Here is a 17,489-nt window from a genome sequence, read left to right as displayed (position 1 = left end):
TGACATTCGAACAGGGAGCACACTATGTTCAACCCAGCTAACGAAACGCACTTCAGCCTTACCGTTGAAGACTACGTAGGCGACCTGCAAGTCCTGTCGTTCACCGGCACCGAAGGCATCAGCCAGCCATTCCGTTTCGACCTGGAACTGGTCAGCGAAAACCCGGATCTGGACCTGGAAAAGCTCCTGCACAAACAGGCGTTCCTCGCCCTCGATCCACAAGGCTCGGGCATCCACGGCCAGATCTACCGCGTCGCCCAGGGCGATGCCGGCAAGCGCCTGACTCGCTACAAAGTCTCCTTGGTGCCGCAGCTGCAATACCTGCATCACCGCACCAACCAGCGCATCTACCAGCAGATGTCGGCGCCGAAAATCATCGCACTGATCCTCGACGAGCACGGCATCAAGGGCAACGCCTACAGCTTCCAGCTGAGCCAGCCTTGCCCGGATCGCGATTACTGTGTGCAGTACGACGAAACCGACCTGCACTTCGTCCAGCGCCTGTGCGAAGAGGAAGGCATTCACTACCACTTCCAGCACAACCCGAAAGGCCACCTGCTGGTGTTCGGCGATGACCAGACCGTGTTCCCGAATCTCGGCCAGCCCACTGCGTACGTACAGGGCAGCGGCATGGTCGCCGAAGAGCCGGTGTTCAAAGGCTTCCGGCTGCGCCTGGAAACCCGCACCAGCCGTACCACCCGCCGCGACTACGACTTCGAAAAACCGCGCCTGCAAATGGAAGCAGCGTACAAACCGGATGGCGCTCTCGATAGCAAAGACGCTGAACCGGATCTCGAAGACTACGACTACCCCGGCCGCTTCATCGACCGCGCGCGCGGCAAGTTCCTCAGCCAGCGCGCCCTCGAACGTCATCGTGCCGACTACCGCCAGGCCGAAGGTCGCGGCGACCAGACCAGACTGGTCAGCGGCCACTTCATGGAAATGTCCGATCACCCGCGCAGCGAGTGGAACGACCTGTGGCTGCTCACCGAAATCTTCCACGAAGGCAAACAGCCGCAAGTCCTCGAAGAATCGGTGACCAGCGACACCACCGACAACAAGGACGACTTCCACCAGGGCTACCGCAACACCTTCCTCGCCACCCCGTGGGACGTGTTCTACCGTCCCGCCCTCGAACACCCGAAACCCCGCGTCCTCGGCAGCCAGACCGCCATGGTCACCGGCCCCAAAGGCGAAGAAATCCACTGCGACCAGTACGGCCGCATCAAGGTGCAATTCCACTGGGACCGCGAAGGCCTGGCCGACGACAAGACCAGCTGCTGGCTGCGCGTCTCCAGCTCCTGGGCCGGCGACCGCTACGGCGCCATCTCCATCCCGCGCATCGGCATGGAAGTCCTCGTCACCTTCCTCGAAGGCGACCCCGATCAGCCATTGGTGACCGGCTGCCTGTACCACAAGGAAAACCCGGTGCCCTACGCCCTGCCGGCGAACAAAACCCGCAGCGTCTTCAAAACCCTCAGCTCCCCGGGCGGCGGTGGCTACAACGAACTGCGCATCGAAGACAAAAAAGGCGCCGAACAAATCTTCATCCACGCCCAGCGCGACTGGGACGAAAACGTCGAACACGACCAGAAGATCCGGGTCGGCAACGAACGCCACGACACGGTGGTGAAGAACACCTACACCGAACTCAAGGCCGAAGAACACCGCACCACCATCAGCGACCGCAAGATCGAAGCACGGATGGACGACCACCTGACCATTGGTGAGAACCAGCATGTGAAGCTCGGGACTGCGCAACTGACGAGTGCCGGGAAAGAGATACACATCAAGGCTGGGGACAAGATTGTCATTGAGGCGGGGACTGAGCTGACGATTCTCGGCGGCGGCAGTTTCATCAAGCTCGATGGCGGTGGTGTGACCGTGGTTGGGCCGGTGGTGAAGATTAATGCTGGCGGTTCGGCGGGGAGTGGCACCGGGATCGGGATTAAGCCGCCGGTGCTCCCCGGGGCGGCGGATAAGGATAAGGCGGGGAGTTTGATGGATCAGGCGTTGGGGAATGCGGTGCCTCAGAAGGCTGACCCTCGACCAATGCGAATGATCAGGTTCTCTGGTTGACCGCCAACGGAAAAAAGGACTAGGTAAAAGTACAAATGACAGAGCCAGTGAAAGTTAAAAAGTGGTCTTACCCGATAAAGATTGGTGGTGCGGGTGGCACAGATCCACAGCGGTATTACGCGGCCTTAGCGAAGGCGCAGGATGGTTATTACCCACTTGGCGGCAATGGCTTGTGGCATGGCGGCGTGCATTTTGATGAGGCTTCCGGATTAGTCTCTGCACAGAGCGAGGTACGCTGTATCGCTGATGGGCAAGTAGTTGCCTATCGTATCGATGACACCTATCCAGCCACGGTATATACGGATCGCACCGCTTTTGCTTCGACAGGCTTCGTGCTGGTAAAGCATCTCCTGGAGATGCCCGCTCCCCCTACACCTTCTGCCAACTCGGGCGCCGCTCAGGCTGCGGGCCCGATATTGACGTTTTATAGTCTCTATATGCACCTGTTGGACATGGAAGGCTACAGGACGAAAACACCCATGTTGGAACGGCCTTCATACTGGGCTAATGGTGGCTATCAGGTAAAAGCGGGTGTGAGTGATCCCGTCGAGGGTTTGAACGTACGCGCTGACCTCCCAGGGACAGCGGGCTACACCAATATTCTGACTACATTGCCACGTGGCACCACTGTTACAACGGGAGTCGCGAGTACAGATGGAAAATGGCTAAAAGTTGTCAGTGTGGCGCCGGAAGCTGACCAATTCGCAGCTATAGGCGGGTGGGTATTCAAAGCCCAAATGAACAGTAAAGGCGAAAATCAGTACCTGATTGGCGAGCTAGCGAAAAATATCCCTGCTAATCAAGCCAAGGGTTTGAGAGTGCGTAGGAGCGGTTCGACTACCGGTGAGGTTATGTCGATACTGCCTGCTGGCACTCAAGTTGAGATTAGCCAAGAGGGAGCGGTTGGAAATTATCGGAAACTCGTAAAGGTCGTGAATGGAACACCGATCCCCGCACTTGCCCCTGATGAGAGCGGAAATGTTGGCGGTTATGTATGGTTTCCTTCACTTGAGACCAAGACCGAACCCAAGGATCTGGGGAAGGTTGTTCTGCTCGATAATCCGGTAGCTATCAAGGCTGGAGCGTTGGTGGGTTTTGCCGGTCATTATCAGGAGCACGATGAGGGAATAGCTCGTAATTTGGTCCATGTAGAGGTTTTTACATGCGAAGATGTTGAGAAGTTTGTTTCTCTTAGTCGAGAAAAAGCCGCTGCCTTGCCTGCGGCTCAAAAAAACCTGATGAAGGTTCACAAGGATACAAAACTTATCACCCATCGCTCGGATATCAGTGCGACAAATCCACCTCAGGCCAATGATAGTGGTGTGGTGAATAAGTTTGATCTGATTATTCCAACCAGCGTTTTAGAGAGTCTGCCAGATTCAAAAAAAATCAAACAAACTATCACTACACCAGGCGTAGGTGCCAGTCCAGCAGCTACCAGCACGACTCGATGGTGGCTTCTTGAAGGACTGCTGGGGGATGCACAAGGTAATCCGATTAGCGGATGGTTGGGCGACAAGGACTTGATAACTACTCGCCATAATCCATGGGATTGGGTTGGGTTTAAATTCATTGAAGAAACGGGGAGCAATGCCGATCACCTTTCTTCGTATCTTCATGATCGCGATCTGCTTACCGAAGAGGAAAAAGCTACTTTTGTTCCTATGGCAAGTACGTCAATTAAAGGGCCGGTAAAGGAAGGGTTGTACGACATAATTGATACTGACAAAAACGGTAAGCTGACAACCACAGAAATTCAGGCGGCACTTGCAAAGCCTTGGTTTGCACAATCCATATCTCAGCTTGTCACTAAGTGTGAAAGTGAGTGGTACTACGACGCGAACAAGTGGGATGCGCTGGATGGATTGATGGGGCATACGGTAGATGTGCCTAATTTAAACTGGGTAGCGCAAAAAAAACGAATCAAGGAAATGTCGTGGTGGAAAGATGTAGCTATAAAGGAAGCGCTAAATTCAGATGGCAAGGTTTGGCATATTCACTCCATAGGGCTTATAGGGAATTTTGAAAAGAAGAAACAATGCTCCTGTAATCCAGTTGTGAAAGTTACTCGATATCATGGTCGTTATGGTCCGGCAGCGTGGGGTGAAGGAAAATTGGGTGATGCCCCTCAGTGGGGTGCTGTAACTGCAGCTAAAAATGTTACCGCTTTTGAGAAAAAAGTTATTTCTGTTATGTGTGAAAACGAGGGGAAGGTGAATACCGTCCAGGCATATGACAGTGAAATAATATCTGCGGGCGCAATGCAAAAAACAGTTAATACTGATGGCGAGGGCGAACTGCCGATTCAAGTTAAAAATTTCAAGATGCTTTATCCTGATGAGTATGTCGAGCTGTTTGAAAATCAAGGATGGTACTTGGATCTTAGTGCCGCTGAACCTAGGATGTATTACCAAGATCCAGAATACTCAAGTGGTGAAAAACTTGAAAAGGGGCCTTTGAAGAATAAGTTACGGGAGGGTTGCGGGGAGCATAACTTTCTGCAAGTTATTCAATGTAAGCCTGTTTCCGTTTTGTCTTGTGCAGTGGGCTCGCCTGAATACGTGGAGCTTCAAATATCAGAGTTTGTGGATCGATTGAGAGATGTTCGTATTAAAACAATAAGTACCTATAGTTTTACCGTTGGACAGCTATTCTTGTCAACGCTTGGGCTAGCTACGGTTTTGGATGAACATGTCAATCGGCCGAATAACGTAGGTGCAAACCTAAAAAGAGCGTTAAACAAATTCTTTTTGGAAAATCCTACAGTTAGCAAAGATATAACAACATGGGGTAGTAATCACGCAGCTTATGAACGAAAAATTACTGATATTTATGGACCTAATCGGATTGGTATGACGGAGCCGTTGGATAGGTACACTAATTTAAAGGCGGCAGCAAATGATTAAAAAATATTCATTAGCATTTTTTATTGTCATGTTGGGTGTTGGTGCTGTTTGTGCCGATAGTTCGACGCTGGAAGTTGTTGGCGCAAAAGAGAATGTGGTCAGATTTGTAGACTATAAAGAAAAATATGGAGGGTGGCATGACATTCAATTCAGAAGCGCCACGGAAGAATTCAAGATTTACTCGCTTCCAGCAAGAGCTGATTCGACAGAAGATGGGGTTGTGGCCAGCTCTGATATAAGCATGATGTCTCCCCAGAAAAAATATTTAATGGTTCAACGAACAGATGCAGGGGAAGTTGTAGATGAGAACGGTAAGGAAAAAATTTCCTCTCAAGCGTACTGCGATGTAATTTCAATGGAAACAGGCTGTGTTAAGAATATTGGATCGGTGCAGCAGTGTGATGGAGCATGGCATGGTGAAGTGTGGAAGATGGCGACAGGAAAGATTTTTGACACCTCTACTGGTGGCGTCTCACCGAGTGGTTTGATTGCTAATGTGGCTGGGGTTACTGAAAGTGAATCTCGAGCCAGTTTATTGAGAGATTATATTTTTATGGGGGTTCCTTCTTATATGGCATGCTATCCTCCTGAGAAAAGTATTTCGTCATATAATGATCTTGCATTCTACTTGGCACAGGGGGGGGAGCACCAGTTAGCAATGCAAATTTATAACGAATTACTACCTCTTGCTCCTGACAGAATACCGTTGAAACTTAACGTTGCAGATTCACTTTGGGCGCTTGGAAGAAATAATGAAGCAAAGGTTTTGTATGTTGACTATCGTGCGGCTATGTTAAAGCGTGGCATGTTGGAAAAAGTTCCAGTGCGAGTTGGAGAGCGCTTGGGCCAATAGTCGACTGTGCTTGTATGAGTGTTGTTCTTATTTAAAGGGACGTTAAAAGAAAAAGGGGACGGATTTATTTGTTCTGATCCCCTGGTTACTGATTTTTTACTAGTCCATTTTTCATTCGAAGGTGAGAAAAATGGTGAAAAAGTTTTGGATGATGGCGTTTCTTTTGTTCGCCACAGCTGCACTCGCCGGAGGTGATGGCGTATCGCCTTCGATGATTCTTGCGGATCTAGGTAAATGCAAGTTCACTATGAATAATTTATACAATGGAAGTTTTGAGGTGGAACGAGGGGAAACCCCAAGTATTTTTTTATTTTCTAAAGTAATCAAGCCAAAAGCTAAACGCCCACTAGCAGTGAATTTGAAGTTTTTGTGCATTGACCCTATTGACTCAGAAACGATAGCCGCTCTGTCGGGAGGGAAAGTCACTGATAAAGGATGGGTTATGAGCCTTGACTCCGACGTAGAAGCTAATACTGCAATGCACAATACCTTTTATGTATTGAACGGGAAAAATTGGACAGCTCCTGGAATATCCCAAGATGTCACGAATGGTGAAGAGCGAAGCAGAACTCGTGGTTTTGCTTTCTGTATTCCTCACGACTCAGCTGCACTTTGCGGTAGTGGCGATGTAGCCTATCTAGATGATTTAAAGAACTCAGCCCTGCAGGAAGTAATTAACATGGTCGAAGCTATTGATTTTGTAAATTAGTTTAACTGCATAACAAGTTTTATCAAAAGGTGAGGGGGGTTGAATGGACGCAGAAGGGGGCGGGTGTATTTGTTGTGGTCAATGGCGTTGATTTTGGTGGGGAGCTTAAGCAGGTCAGTCCCATTTGTCTCGATACTGCTCAGAGGTTTTTCGTTTTTCGCGTTTTTACCAATTGCTCAATCAGCATCTCTGGATAGCTGTGGTGTTTTAATTCCCGAGGTTCCCGGCTTCAAGTTGAACGTGAGGGCAGAGGGTGGTGTGTGCTATGGCGAACTTGTTTCGAATGTCAATTTAAATCCAGATGTTTTGACAGAAGAAAATGTTTTCCTGATTGAGCCTGTTGAGTTTGCAAAGAGCTTAGCAGCATCTGGACGTTTTGATGGAAGTGGTAGATATATCTACAACTACGCTGCGGATGCTTCGTTTCAGCAAGGATTGGAAACGGGAACGGTAGATCTTGCTCATTCGTCAGCGTCGGGTTCCGCCGAAGTCAGAGTATTAATATCTCCCTTCATGCTCTGGAGTTCTGATGATGAAGTTGCCGCTGCCGAGAGCAAATTCTCTTTGGAAAAGAATGGCCTGTGGTTCGATTGCTTTTATGGATTGAAAGGTGTGAAAGGCGCGACAGTCACATTTTCTGCATGTTTACCTAGGTCAAATCTAAAAAGTGATCCGAAGCTAGGTGATATTAAAGCGTCATTTGAGGCTGTGATGCCTAACAAGATTTAGTTAGATAAAGCGCAAAGAGGGGCGAATTTATTTGTTGCGCTCGGTTTTACGAAAATAGATTCGTCCCGTTTTTTATCTATTTTCTTCGATTCTTCGTATGGGGTCGGCCTTTCTCAAGGTGTTGTAAGGCCCGGTGGAAATTATTTTATTATGAATATTTGATATGAAATATTTAGCTTTTTTTATAGTCGGTATTGTTCCATGTTTAACATGGGCTTCTGATAGTGAAGTCTGCAATGTTCAGAAGGATTCAGTCAGTTTTATTTCCGATTGGAAAATCGGCGAAAGCAAAATTAAAGTGTTGTCGACACAAGACGGCAAGGAACTTCTAGTCGATCATGGAAGGGTCGTTTTTGTCGGCGATTTCAATGATGATGATATCGATGATTTCATCTTTGAAGCATCAACTGGTGTCGGCTCAAGCGGTGATCGAGTTTTTAGTTTTTTACTTCAGTGCCACGGGTATTTGAAGTTGATTGGCGCTAGCTACTTTGCAAAAGTTGAAGTCATGGAGTCGGGAGGCCGGCAGGAAAACGTTTTTAAAGATATCAAGGTTTATTCGTATAAGCGGGAGTCAAGCGGCAGAATAAAATACAAAGATGGAGAGCCCTTGACTACTCCGCATATTTGGCGATTCAACTCTGAGTCTCAGAAGTACGAAGGGGAGTCAGAGTAACTGGGGTCGGCGGGTAAGTATCAATGGGGATGGGTTTGTCTGTTGCGCTCTTTGGTTTTTATGGCGAGGTGTTTAAATAGATCTGCATCATTTGTTAGTTGATCAAGCTCAGGCGAGATGCTTTGCAAGCTTTTATTGATTTTCCAGGTAAACAAAGGAATGAAAGTGTTTAGAATCGGCGTTGTTTTCTTGCTGTCATTGCTGTCGTCTCTTGCCAAGGCAGAGGGAACGTTTATCGCAACGGTGCTTCAGGCAGATTTTTCCAAAGATCCAGAAATACGACTGCTCGTCAGGGTTCTCGACGTAGGAGGGGGGCCGGGTGATACCTCTATGGCTCTTCGTAAAGAGTGTCTGGAGCGGGTTAAGTCAGCCGATCGCCCCGGCCCGGACCCATGCTTTTCGATTGAAATCACCGAGAGCAAAAAACAACGGGCCATCGTTCGCCAAACGCTGCTGAATGATCCTCAGCGCTCAACCGACCCGATCTATCTGGAGATTGTTTACCAGTCTGAAGTCAGTGCGACCGATCCGACCAATCATCATAGGCGCTCTGCCTGGCTGAAGATTGAAGAGAACGGTTTCTACAATTGGAACAACGAAACCAAGCAGGCGTTGGCGGACGTTGTGTGGCCAACTGCGTCGAGTGGAGCGCTTGATCTGGTTGTGACGGATACGGATGCACTGCTCAACCTCGTTTACCGGGAGCGCATGGAACGGTTGGACGAAAATGCACAGAAAGGTCTGAGAGAAACCCAAAGGGCCTGGATGAAATTTCGCGATGCGGAGTGTCTGCCTGAGCCGAAATCGTCTAAATCGGTTTTCGGGGAGTGGTCGAACTCCTGCTTGATTCGCGCGACGATAGAGCGAGCCCGTCAATTGGCTATGGCTCCGGACAAGAGCAAACAGTGAACTAAAGCATTTGATCAACAGGTTTATGGAGTGGGTGAGTCTTGAAAGGATTGTCGCTGTTTTCAGTTTTGTGTTTTTCATGTTGTGCATTTGCAGGCAACGCACGAGGGCCGGTCGTCGATATATACAAAGCCGATGTCGCTTACGTTTCCGGAAAACTGGTCCGTTATTACCAAACGTTCGATAGCCCCTGCGTCAATATTCAGATTCTCAAGCCTGGGGGACAAGGAGCAGCGAGCGACTCGATGGAGTTCTGCGACATTGAAGGGAAGAACTTTAACAACGGCTTCACCGATGTCTCATTGGATAGGGCCACGTTTTTCGACACCGAATTGCAGTTGACCTTCAAGCTGATGTCGTTGGTTGGAGTGAATGAAACTACCGAATTATGCAAATTCCGCGTTGATGGTGAACATCTCGCTGAACCTGAATGTACGGCGCAGTAAGGGTCGTGCATTGCATATCGGTCAGCCATGCCTTCGGGGATTTAGAGTGAAAGTCGTTCCCCTGTTGTTCCTGGCGTTGACGTGGGCGTTGTCCGCAAACGCAGCGCCAGCCGGTGTCAGTACAAGCCATACAATGCCCACCGCGATGGTCGCTGCACTCACAAAGGAAGACCAAATGCCTGCCGAGAGTTTTCGCGCCATTGCAGATGGCGTGGTGAACTGGAGCGGTGGAACGATAGCTGCCGTGGTGATTGAAGATCCGAATGGCATTTGCGCGATTTACAGGTATCAAGACGGCCGGTTGGATCTGCCTTTTGACGGCGTGCCTTGTAAGTTTCTGGGGCCACCCACGCTGATGTCGGACAGAAAAACTGCTTTGCCCGATGTCGTGTTCGCCGTCGAGTTGTTTGTCCCCAACCGGGGCGGGATGGCCAATCACAAGGTCGCGTTTTATTACGATGCCGAGAAGAACGCTTATTGCGAGAGTCAGTCGCTTGCGAGTTGGTATCTGTCGGGAAATCGGGCGCTGGCTCCTGATCTTCAGGATGGACAGTGTGTAGCGGGATCGGAATAGGCCCGGGCCCCCGATCACTCATAAGGAAATGAACATGAAAAAAGCCCTTCTTCTGCTGGTCAGCCTCTTCCCCCTGATGGCTTATGCGAAGGTCACCACCGAATCATTTTGCTTCGAACTTTCACAGGACAGCCCGGTGAAGTTCGAACTGCGTACCTACTACGACTCCTCAAGCAAATGGTCAGGTGGATTCGTCAAGTATGCCAAGTCCAGCGAGCCCATCTCCATTGTGTTGACGGATTCCGAGGAGGAGATGCTCGGTCCCGACGCCCCTTGGCAGAGAGCCACAACGTGGTCTGAAGTCGTCAATGGCAAGGTTGCGGGAACCTACGATTTCGTGACTCAAGGGACGCAGATCGTCTCGATGAAGTACACGAAAAAGTCCAACGGAAAGGTTTACCACTTCTTGAATAACCCCAACATCGACTCCTCCCTAGAGTCCGGATGCGAGTGGGAGTAGGACGAGTAAATGCAATTCAAAACTCTAGTGGTTTCATTGCTTGCCCTGCTGTGGACGATCTCGGTGTGGGCCGAAACAACCACGTTCAGTCCAGCCAAAGGCGTCGAAGCGACATTGATACTCGAAGGTTCCACTCTGAATGTCGCTCTTAAAAACGCAGCGCACAGCGAGTCGCGGACAATCGATTTTCAAGCGGAAAAACCGCTGCATATGCAGATCGGCGATTTCAATTTCGACGGTATGAAGGACTTTTCTGTCTGGCAGATTGATGACGGTATGGGTACTTACTCCTACTTCAGAGTGTTCATCTACCAACCTGAGACAAACCGTTTCGAAGAGGCTAAGCCCGATTGCGGCGATGGCTTCGTCAACCTGCGCGTAGACAAAAAGCGTAAGGCGTTGCTCAGCACTTATTGGGGCATGAACGGGCCAGAGCAATGCATTACCCGATTCACCAAACGCAAGACCTGAATGGCTCAAGGAAGAACACTGTTGAAACGTTTTTTTGCGGTACCGAGTTGCGGTATGACAACACGCAGGCTGAATCAGTGGCTTTCCATTGCATTGTTGAGCACCGGCCTGTGCACTAGCGCTTTCGCCTCTACTGAACAGCAATGCCCGGCTAACAACTTCGCTGACTTCGTCAAAATCTTTTCATCGGACTCGGCGGTACAGAAAGCGTTTACTGCGTCGCCGATTAAGGCAACTCATGTCGTGGCTGAAGGCAACATACCCAAGGTTGTCGTGCGCAGCGTCAAGCATTTGCCCGCCGATGAATTGAGCGTGCTGGGTACGGAAAATGCTGCCGCGTTTAGTCTGACTACCGAGATCGAGTTTCCGAACAGGGTGGTCGTACGTGATCAGCGGGGTACCTTTTTGAAGATTTTCGTCTTCAAACACAGCGACTGCTGGGTGCTGAACAGTGTTGAAGACTGGGCGCTCGAAGCGGTGATGGATGACGTGGCTCGAACAGATCGCCCTTCACCCGGTGAGCGCGAGTTGAAAAAAGGTGTGATGTTCGATCGGCTGGTCAACAAGGCATCAGGTGAATCCGGTGTCTCTTTATACGCGGCAGCGCTGGACAGCTATGTGGACGGCGCCCGCAAAGGTTCGGCCCAGGCGGCAGTGGCGGCCGCGGGAATCAGTCTTTCCGGGCAGGCACCGCGATTGCCGAATGAACAGATTCTGGAGCTCATGAATCAGGCATTTCAGAGTAATCCCGACGATGGCGTGTTCCTCTCCTTGTTTTACTGCGATGAGGGTGAGTACGGCGATCACAAGGCCTGCATCGATCCGCAAAAATCGATGGCGACATTGGAAAGCGCCGCGCTACGAGGCTCTACCCACGCATTCCTGCGATTGGGTGACGTCTACGAAGCCGGCACTGTCGTCGCTGCTGATCTGCCCCGTGCAATGGCCTGTTACCGCGAGGCCAGCAAGACCGAGCTTAAGTCGGGCCCCGCTGCGGTCGAGCGCTTGTCGGCCCGAGGCGTCGTCATGGACAACTCAATTGAATGTATTGGCGCAGGTGGCACTCAGTGAATGTCGCGCGTTGGATGTTCTGTGCATTTGTGGCGATGTCAGTCTCGTCAGTCAGTTTTTCCCAAGATGCAGGTTGTGAGGCAGTAGCGGCTGGGCAACGTGACGAGTGCGCAGAAAAAGCGATGAAGGCTGCCGATCGTGTGCTTAATGACAGTTACGACGCGGTGATTGATAGAGCAGGGTTTCGGTATATTTTTCAGTATCAGTCTCGGCATGAAGAGCATAAGGCGTTTCTGGATCGACTGAAAAACTCCCAGCGGGCGTGGATAAAGCTGAGGGATTCGAACTGCAGGCTTGAGGGGTTTGAGAATGAATGGGACACGACATCCTATTCTGCAGATCTGAATAGATGCGCCGCGAAGATGAGTCTGGAGAGAGCTTTATATTTGGACGGTATCCTTCCGGCACATTGATGTTGTGCTGATTAATGTTTTTGCTTGGTTGGGTGGGGATATGGGAATGCGTAAAAAGGCCATTCAATTGAGCGTGCCCCAATCCTGTTTCACCTGGGGGCTCGCGTTCTGCACGGCACTTCTATCACCGACAGTATTTGCTCAAGAATCCACCTGCGAGTTTCACGACGTCCAGTCAACCCTTGAGGTGGTCAGTTGCCTCAACGAGGGCACCGTGGAAGTCTTGAAGCTGTCGCCGCGCAATCATCCAGCTTATGAGAGTGATATAGACCGCCTCTCTACGTTTATCGTGCGGGGTAATGACCTCAACGAGGTCAAGAAAACCGTGGGGATGAGTGCTTTGTCGTCGCCCTACAACTTGCTCGTCAAGTTGCCGAATGCTGAGGGAATCATGTATTTCGATCAGTTGCCCGAATCAGCCACTAAAAAACTGGCGATGCCAGGCTGGGTACTGATGGATGCGCGGGATGTCGTGTATGAACGACAAGGTGGCGGGGAAGGTTTTGGACTTGTATGCAGTACCCATGGAAAAGCGACCGGCTCTGAATATGTAGTCGTCACCCAATGTAATGGCTTTTACGAAGAAGATATTGCCAGGTTGAAGAGTTTATTCGGCGTGATCGACGCTCACTCCGCGCAATAGAGATCACTGAACGCGACCAAACGTTTTGTCTTCGCGCGACTGACAACCCCCATTTTCCTTTAAACTCCCCGCCCTCAAGGAATACGCTCAGGACACGGAATGCCAGCCCCCTCTTTCTCTCTTCGCCCCGCGATGGTGCTTTGGCTGTATGCCGCGGCGATCGTGCATGTGCTCGCCGGTCTCACACTGACCTGGGCCGGTCATTCCGGATTACTCGACGGCTATTTGCACACCCTCGAACTCGCGTTCTGGGGCGCCGATGCGGTTCCTGCTGCCGGCCACGAGCAGCAGGTGTGGTGGCTCGCACTGTTCGGCGCGACGCTGCAAAGTTATTCGCTGTACATGCTCGCGTTGGTGCATCTCGGCAACCGTCTTAGAGCTCCCGCAATTTGGGGATGGTTGATGGCGGGCGTGCTGTTATGGGCGCCGCAGGACATGTGGCTTTCGGCGCAACAGCAAGTCTGGTCGCATCTGTGGCTAGACGGTTTTGCGCTGCTGGTGCTGTTGCCGCCGCTGATCTGGTTGCTGCGCCATGATCGTCGGTCGTCCCCGCCAGAAAGAACCGTAAGCAAGTCCAACCCCTTTGTCGGCGGGGCCTACAAGCGCGTGCTGATCACCGGGGGCACCGGGTTTATCGGTGAAGCCGTGGTCAATCAGTTACTCGACGCCGGCCACACGGTCAGTGTGTTGGCGCGGGATCCGTTGAAAGCAGCGAACCTGTTCGATGGTCGCGTTCGCTGTGTGCGGTCGTTGAGCGAACTCGGCTGCGACGAACCCTTCGACGTGGTGATCAACCTCGCCGGCGCACCGGTCGCCGGTCCACGCTGGAGCCCCAAACGGCAGGCGCAACTACTCGCCAGTCGGGTCGATACCACCGAAGCCTTGATGACCTGGCTGAAGCACACGAGCCATAAACCCGCGCTATGGATTCAGGCCTCGGCCATCGGTTTTTACGGTGTGCGTGATGCCAGCGAAAACCTCGATGAACAGGCCAGCAAGGGCGACGGTTTCATGGCCGAGCTCTGTGCGCGTTGGGAGGCTTCGGCGCAACCCGCGACGCAGTTTGGCGTGCGTCAGGTGGTGCTGCGCCTCGGTGTGGTGTTTGGGCCGGGCGGTGCGTTGTTGCCATTGCTGATTCCGTTTCGCCTGGGCTTCGGCGGGCGCATGGGCGATGGTCAGCAGATCATGAGCTGGGTGCACCGCGACGATGTGATTCAGGTGATCGCTCGATCTTTCCACGATGAAAATTTGCGTGGCACCTACAACATGGTCGCGCCCGAAACCGTCAGTCAGGCAGCGTTCGCCGAGAATGTTGGCAAGGTCCTCAAGCGTCCGGTGTGGTTCCACATTCCTGCAGCGCCAGTGCGTGCGTTGGCCGGGGAAATGGCTCAGCTGTTTTTCGACGGTCAACGCGTAGTGCCGCAGCGTTTGAGTGAGGCGGGCTACACGTTCCGCTATCCGACCCTCGACGCCGCGCTGCGCGATCTGGCCTGAGGATCGCCCATGAGCAAGTCTCTGATGTACCTGCTGGCCGGCAACGGCAGCGCCGCCGATTGGTGGGATGATGCGCTGCCGCATTTTCAGCGTTACGACGTGGTGCCGCTGGAGCTGCCGGGCTTCGGCGCCAACCCGCAGCCGCCCTGCGAGGATCTGGCGGCTTACGCCCAGACCTTGTTGGCGATGACGCAAAAGGGCAGCGCGATCATGGCCGTCGGGGTCAACGCGTTGCTGGTGCTGCATGCACTGCAACGTCGGCCCGGGCACTTTTCTCGCAGTGTGTTGCTGGCGCCGGTGGGCGCCTTTTTGTGGCAGCGCCGATTGCCGGCGCTGATGTCACCGCTGCCGATCCGCAAGTCCATTCACTGGCTGCTGTCGAACAAACCCACGCTGTTCGCCCGCAAGTTTTCCAACCAGACCTGGACGCCCGCGCAGTACCAGCGCATGGGCGCCGGTTATGCGCGCTGCCGTGCGTTTGTGCCGCACTGGGATCTGATCCGTGCCGACACCGCGCTGCCCTTGCTGGAGTGGATCACCGACCCGGTCGAGTTGGTCTGGGGCGATCAGGACAAGGTGCTTGGCATCGAACAAGCGGCGGCATGGTCGGCAATTCTTGCGCGCGCAGACCTGACCATCAGCCTCAAACCCGGTTGGGGCCATTACCCATGGATCGACGCGCCCGCGCAGTTTGCGCAGTGGCTGGAGTCGGGCGAACGCGGGTTTGTCGCGCACACCAAGGGCGGGCGTTTGCGTCTGGCGGAACTGGCCCGGCAACCGGTGCCGACGGCGCTGACTCTCAACGATTGCAACGACCCGCGACTACCGACCTTCCTCGCCAGCCAACCACAGGCGACCTGGGCGGTACGTTCCTCCAGTTACGGCGAAGATCAGGCCGACTCGGCGAATGCCGGTTTGAGCACGACCTATCTGCGCGAGCCGGCCGCCATCGTGCCGGCGCGCATCGTCGAGCTGACTGCCGAAGGTGTCGAGGAAGTGGTGGTGCAGCGCTTCATCACGCCGCAGGTGTCGGGCATCGCGTTTGTGCGTCATCTGTCGGTGGAACTCGAGTGGGTTGAAGGTCATCTTGAGTCCCTTGCCGACGGCCAGATCAGCCCGGAGCGGGCGACGCTCTCGCGGCTCGGCGATGCCTGGCGCAGCGGCACATTCACGGCCGCCCACGGTTTGACCGAAGACGTGCTGTGGCGCTTTCTCCAGGATGTCTTGCGGGTGTTTCACTATGTGCCCGGCGATGTCGAATGGGCCTGGGACGGTACGCAACTGTGGCTGCTGCAATACCGGCCGATCAGCGACTACGGCTGGCGCCGGCACCTGACGGCCGCCAACATCGCCGAGATCCTGCCACTGCAACCCAGCGTGCTGGTGGAGTACGCCCAGCGCCGGGCCGCCGCGAGCATTCCGGCGATCATGGCCCGTTGGGATGCGCGGGTGTTGCAGGACAACGAGCCGTTCACGGCGGTATTTGGCGGCGCGTCCTACATCAACAACGACCTGTTTCTCGCACGGTTGGCCGACTGGGGCATCAGCGCCAGCAACTATGCCGGTGAAGTCGGCGGTGCGACCCCGCATCTGCCGTGGCGACCGCTGCGGATGATGCGTTCGCTGCCGTTGTTTTTGCGCATGCAGCGTATCGCTCGCGGGCATTTGCTGAGCCTTGAGCATGGCTTGCAGCGTTTCGACCGGGAGCTGACCGACCTCGTCGCCCAGGGTGCTGACGGTCAGCAACTGGCCGACTGGTTCACCCGGTTTTATGTGTTCGTGGTGCAGGGCAATCTGTGCATCGCCACGGCGCTGGCCAGCAGCGGCGGGGACTGGCTGGGCCGACCACCCACCGCTTACGACAACCTGGAAAACAGCCCCCATCGACTGCCGTGGGAGACCGATCCGGCCACACCTCGACCTGCGTCGAGCGCGTTGCCATTACAGGCGTTCCCGCAATGGTCAGGGCTGATCCGGCTCGCTCATTCGACCGGCCTGCCGGGCCTGCGTGGTTACTACCTGCAAGTGCGCGAGTGGTATCGGGACAACCTGATGCGCATCTTCTTTCGCCTGCATCACGCCATGCCTCTGGCGGATCGCGATCACTGGTTTGCGCCGCACCCGGACATCCGCACGCGCGACGGCAGCTTCTGGCAGGACGGCCGCGAAGGTGCCGAACAGGCCACCGGGTTCATGATTTACCCGGGGCAGGTGAGGGGCATTCTTGGCGCCGACATCTTGCTGGAAGACACCCTCGATCCCGGGCGTCACGCGCACTATCAGGCCGCGCGGGCGGTGATTGCGCGGATGGGTGGACGGTTGTCGCATGGTTCGACGTTGTTGCGGGAACTGCGCAAGCCTTCGGCGGTGATGCCGCAGGTGGATCTGGCGTGGATCGGGTGCGAAGTGTTGTATCGGGATGGTGAGCTGGAATTGATGAATTCGAAGGATGTGAAGTGAAGCGACTGTCGTTGATGTGTATGGCCTGGTTGCCGATGGCGAGCATGGCGATGGATGTGTGCAATTCCGAGTCTGATACCAAGCACTTTCTCTCTCAGTGGTCAGAGAGTCGAGATAACAAGCCTGACGACATACTTTCCGGCCTCCACAAGGACCAATTTTCTGTGGAGTACGGCAAGGTTGTGTACCGCGGTGATCTCAATGACGACGGTCAGGAAGACTTCATTTTCACCTCCTACTCAAGTCGCGGATCAGCGGGTGACTCAACCTTCGCCTTCCTGATCCAGTGCCATGGTTACTTGAAGCATGTCGGTGGAGATTATTTCGCCAGAGTGAAGGTCTTGGATGGTCCGCCCAAGAACGGCGGAGACTTCAAAGACATCGCAATCTATTCCTACGTCAGGGATAAGCGCGACCAGATCAGTTACATGGGAAAAGACGCGTTAACTCGGCGTCATCTATGGCAATTCAACCCGCAGACACAGCGTTATGAAGGTCAGTCCGAGTAAGCCAACGGTTTCCCACTGCAGTTATGGAGTTAGTACTTGAAAGGATTTTCGATTGTTCTCGGCAGCTTGCTATCAGCTGCCTCTTCC

17 protein-coding genes are annotated in these 17,489 nt (G+C 53.2%); all 17 read left to right on the top strand.

The window, feature by feature from the left end:
• The first annotated feature begins 24 nt into the window (after positions 1 to 24).
• Positions 25 to 2,079 carry a type VI secretion system Vgr family protein gene (locus AC07N4_RS17515; RefSeq protein WP_493065611.1) on the top strand — a complete coding sequence of 685 codons (2,055 nt, stop codon included), beginning with the start codon at positions 25 to 27 and terminating at the stop codon, positions 2,077 to 2,079.
• Between the two features lie 35 nt (positions 2,080 to 2,114).
• Entirely contained in the window at positions 2,115 to 4,985 is a 2,871-nt protein-coding gene (locus tag AC07N4_RS17510) for a hypothetical protein (protein WP_493065612.1), read from the top strand.
• A complete protein-coding gene (locus AC07N4_RS17505) occupies positions 4,978 to 5,838 on the top strand; it encodes a tetratricopeptide repeat protein (RefSeq protein WP_493065613.1) in 861 nt (286 codons plus the stop codon). Before AC07N4_RS17510 ends, AC07N4_RS17505 begins: the two co-directional genes overlap by 8 nt.
• A 130-nt stretch (positions 5,839 to 5,968) precedes the next feature.
• Complete coding sequence (locus AC07N4_RS17500; protein ID WP_493065614.1) at positions 5,969 to 6,547, top strand: hypothetical protein; 579 nt, start codon at positions 5,969 to 5,971, stop codon at positions 6,545 to 6,547.
• Between the two features lie 39 nt (positions 6,548 to 6,586).
• Positions 6,587 to 7,276, top strand: a complete 690-nt coding sequence (locus tag AC07N4_RS17495; protein ID WP_493065615.1) for a hypothetical protein — start codon at positions 6,587 to 6,589, stop codon at positions 7,274 to 7,276.
• 163 nt (positions 7,277 to 7,439) lie between these two features.
• Positions 7,440 to 7,952, top strand: a complete 513-nt coding sequence (locus AC07N4_RS17490) for a hypothetical protein (RefSeq protein ID WP_102620688.1) — start codon at positions 7,440 to 7,442, stop codon at positions 7,950 to 7,952.
• Positions 7,953 to 8,111: 159 nt separating this feature from the next.
• The gene (locus AC07N4_RS17485) at positions 8,112 to 8,861 is read left to right on the top strand and encodes a lysozyme inhibitor LprI family protein (protein ID WP_493065616.1); all 750 of its coding nucleotides are present in this window, start codon (positions 8,112 to 8,114) and stop codon (positions 8,859 to 8,861) included.
• Positions 8,862 to 8,902: 41 nt separating this feature from the next.
• On the top strand, positions 8,903 to 9,307 hold the full coding sequence (locus AC07N4_RS17480; protein WP_146013070.1) for a hypothetical protein: 405 nt from the start codon (positions 8,903 to 8,905) through the stop codon (positions 9,305 to 9,307).
• Positions 9,308 to 9,482: 175 nt separating this feature from the next.
• Positions 9,483 to 9,881 carry a hypothetical protein gene (locus AC07N4_RS17475; protein ID WP_102620690.1) on the top strand — a complete coding sequence of 133 codons (399 nt, stop codon included), beginning with the start codon at positions 9,483 to 9,485 and terminating at the stop codon, positions 9,879 to 9,881.
• A gap of 34 nt (positions 9,882 to 9,915) precedes the next feature.
• Complete coding sequence (locus AC07N4_RS17470; protein ID WP_102620691.1) at positions 9,916 to 10,341, top strand: hypothetical protein; 426 nt, start codon at positions 9,916 to 9,918, stop codon at positions 10,339 to 10,341.
• A 9-nt stretch (positions 10,342 to 10,350) separates the two neighbouring features.
• Entirely contained in the window at positions 10,351 to 10,812 is a 462-nt protein-coding gene (locus AC07N4_RS17465) for an XAC2610-related protein (RefSeq protein WP_102620692.1), read from the top strand.
• A gap of 21 nt (positions 10,813 to 10,833) precedes the next feature.
• Positions 10,834 to 11,883: an SEL1-like repeat protein gene (locus AC07N4_RS17460; protein WP_493065617.1), complete on the top strand. Its 1,050-nt coding sequence runs from the start codon at positions 10,834 to 10,836 to the stop codon at positions 11,881 to 11,883.
• On the top strand, positions 11,880 to 12,296 hold the full coding sequence (locus AC07N4_RS17455; protein ID WP_158243860.1) for a lysozyme inhibitor LprI family protein: 417 nt from the start codon (positions 11,880 to 11,882) through the stop codon (positions 12,294 to 12,296). The genes AC07N4_RS17460 and AC07N4_RS17455 overlap by 4 nt, the downstream gene beginning before the upstream one ends.
• A gap of 46 nt (positions 12,297 to 12,342) precedes the next feature.
• Positions 12,343 to 12,939, top strand: a complete 597-nt coding sequence (locus AC07N4_RS17450) for a hypothetical protein (RefSeq protein WP_102620695.1) — start codon at positions 12,343 to 12,345, stop codon at positions 12,937 to 12,939.
• Between the two features lie 99 nt (positions 12,940 to 13,038).
• Positions 13,039 to 14,433: a TIGR01777 family oxidoreductase gene (locus AC07N4_RS17445; protein ID WP_102620696.1), complete on the top strand. Its 1,395-nt coding sequence runs from the start codon at positions 13,039 to 13,041 to the stop codon at positions 14,431 to 14,433.
• A 9-nt stretch (positions 14,434 to 14,442) separates the two neighbouring features.
• Positions 14,443 to 16,893: an alpha/beta fold hydrolase gene (locus AC07N4_RS17440; RefSeq protein WP_102620697.1), complete on the top strand. Its 2,451-nt coding sequence runs from the start codon at positions 14,443 to 14,445 to the stop codon at positions 16,891 to 16,893.
• Positions 16,890 to 17,402: a hypothetical protein gene (locus tag AC07N4_RS17435; protein ID WP_256580563.1), complete on the top strand. Its 513-nt coding sequence runs from the start codon at positions 16,890 to 16,892 to the stop codon at positions 17,400 to 17,402. Before AC07N4_RS17440 ends, AC07N4_RS17435 begins: the two co-directional genes overlap by 4 nt.
• The last annotated feature ends 87 nt before the right edge of the window (positions 17,403 to 17,489 follow it).

Source organism: Pseudomonas sp. GW821-FHT09E04, from assembly GCF_059416185.1.
The sequence above is the reverse complement of the archived record's forward strand: the minus strand, read 5'-3'. Positions and strand labels throughout refer to the sequence as shown.

Coding starts and splice junctions, on each gene's coding strand:
- AC07N4_RS17445 (WP_102620696.1), top strand. CDS start 13,039: ATGCCAGCCCCCTCTTTCTCTCTTCGCCCCGCGATGGTGCTTTGGCTG.
- AC07N4_RS17465 (WP_102620692.1), top strand. CDS start 10,351: ATGCAATTCAAAACTCTAGTGGTTTCATTGCTTGCCCTGCTGTGGACG.
- AC07N4_RS17490 (WP_102620688.1), top strand. CDS start 7,440: ATGAAATATTTAGCTTTTTTTATAGTCGGTATTGTTCCATGTTTAACA.
- AC07N4_RS17515 (WP_493065611.1), top strand. CDS start 25: ATGTTCAACCCAGCTAACGAAACGCACTTCAGCCTTACCGTTGAAGAC.
- AC07N4_RS17470 (WP_102620691.1), top strand. CDS start 9,916: ATGAAAAAAGCCCTTCTTCTGCTGGTCAGCCTCTTCCCCCTGATGGCT.
- AC07N4_RS17505 (WP_493065613.1), top strand. CDS start 4,978: ATGATTAAAAAATATTCATTAGCATTTTTTATTGTCATGTTGGGTGTT.
- AC07N4_RS17510 (WP_493065612.1), top strand. CDS start 2,115: ATGACAGAGCCAGTGAAAGTTAAAAAGTGGTCTTACCCGATAAAGATT.
- AC07N4_RS17475 (WP_102620690.1), top strand. CDS start 9,483: ATGCCTGCCGAGAGTTTTCGCGCCATTGCAGATGGCGTGGTGAACTGG.
- AC07N4_RS17500 (WP_493065614.1), top strand. CDS start 5,969: ATGGTGAAAAAGTTTTGGATGATGGCGTTTCTTTTGTTCGCCACAGCT.
- AC07N4_RS17485 (WP_493065616.1), top strand. CDS start 8,112: ATGAAAGTGTTTAGAATCGGCGTTGTTTTCTTGCTGTCATTGCTGTCG.
- AC07N4_RS17450 (WP_102620695.1), top strand. CDS start 12,343: ATGCGTAAAAAGGCCATTCAATTGAGCGTGCCCCAATCCTGTTTCACC.
- AC07N4_RS17440 (WP_102620697.1), top strand. CDS start 14,443: ATGAGCAAGTCTCTGATGTACCTGCTGGCCGGCAACGGCAGCGCCGCC.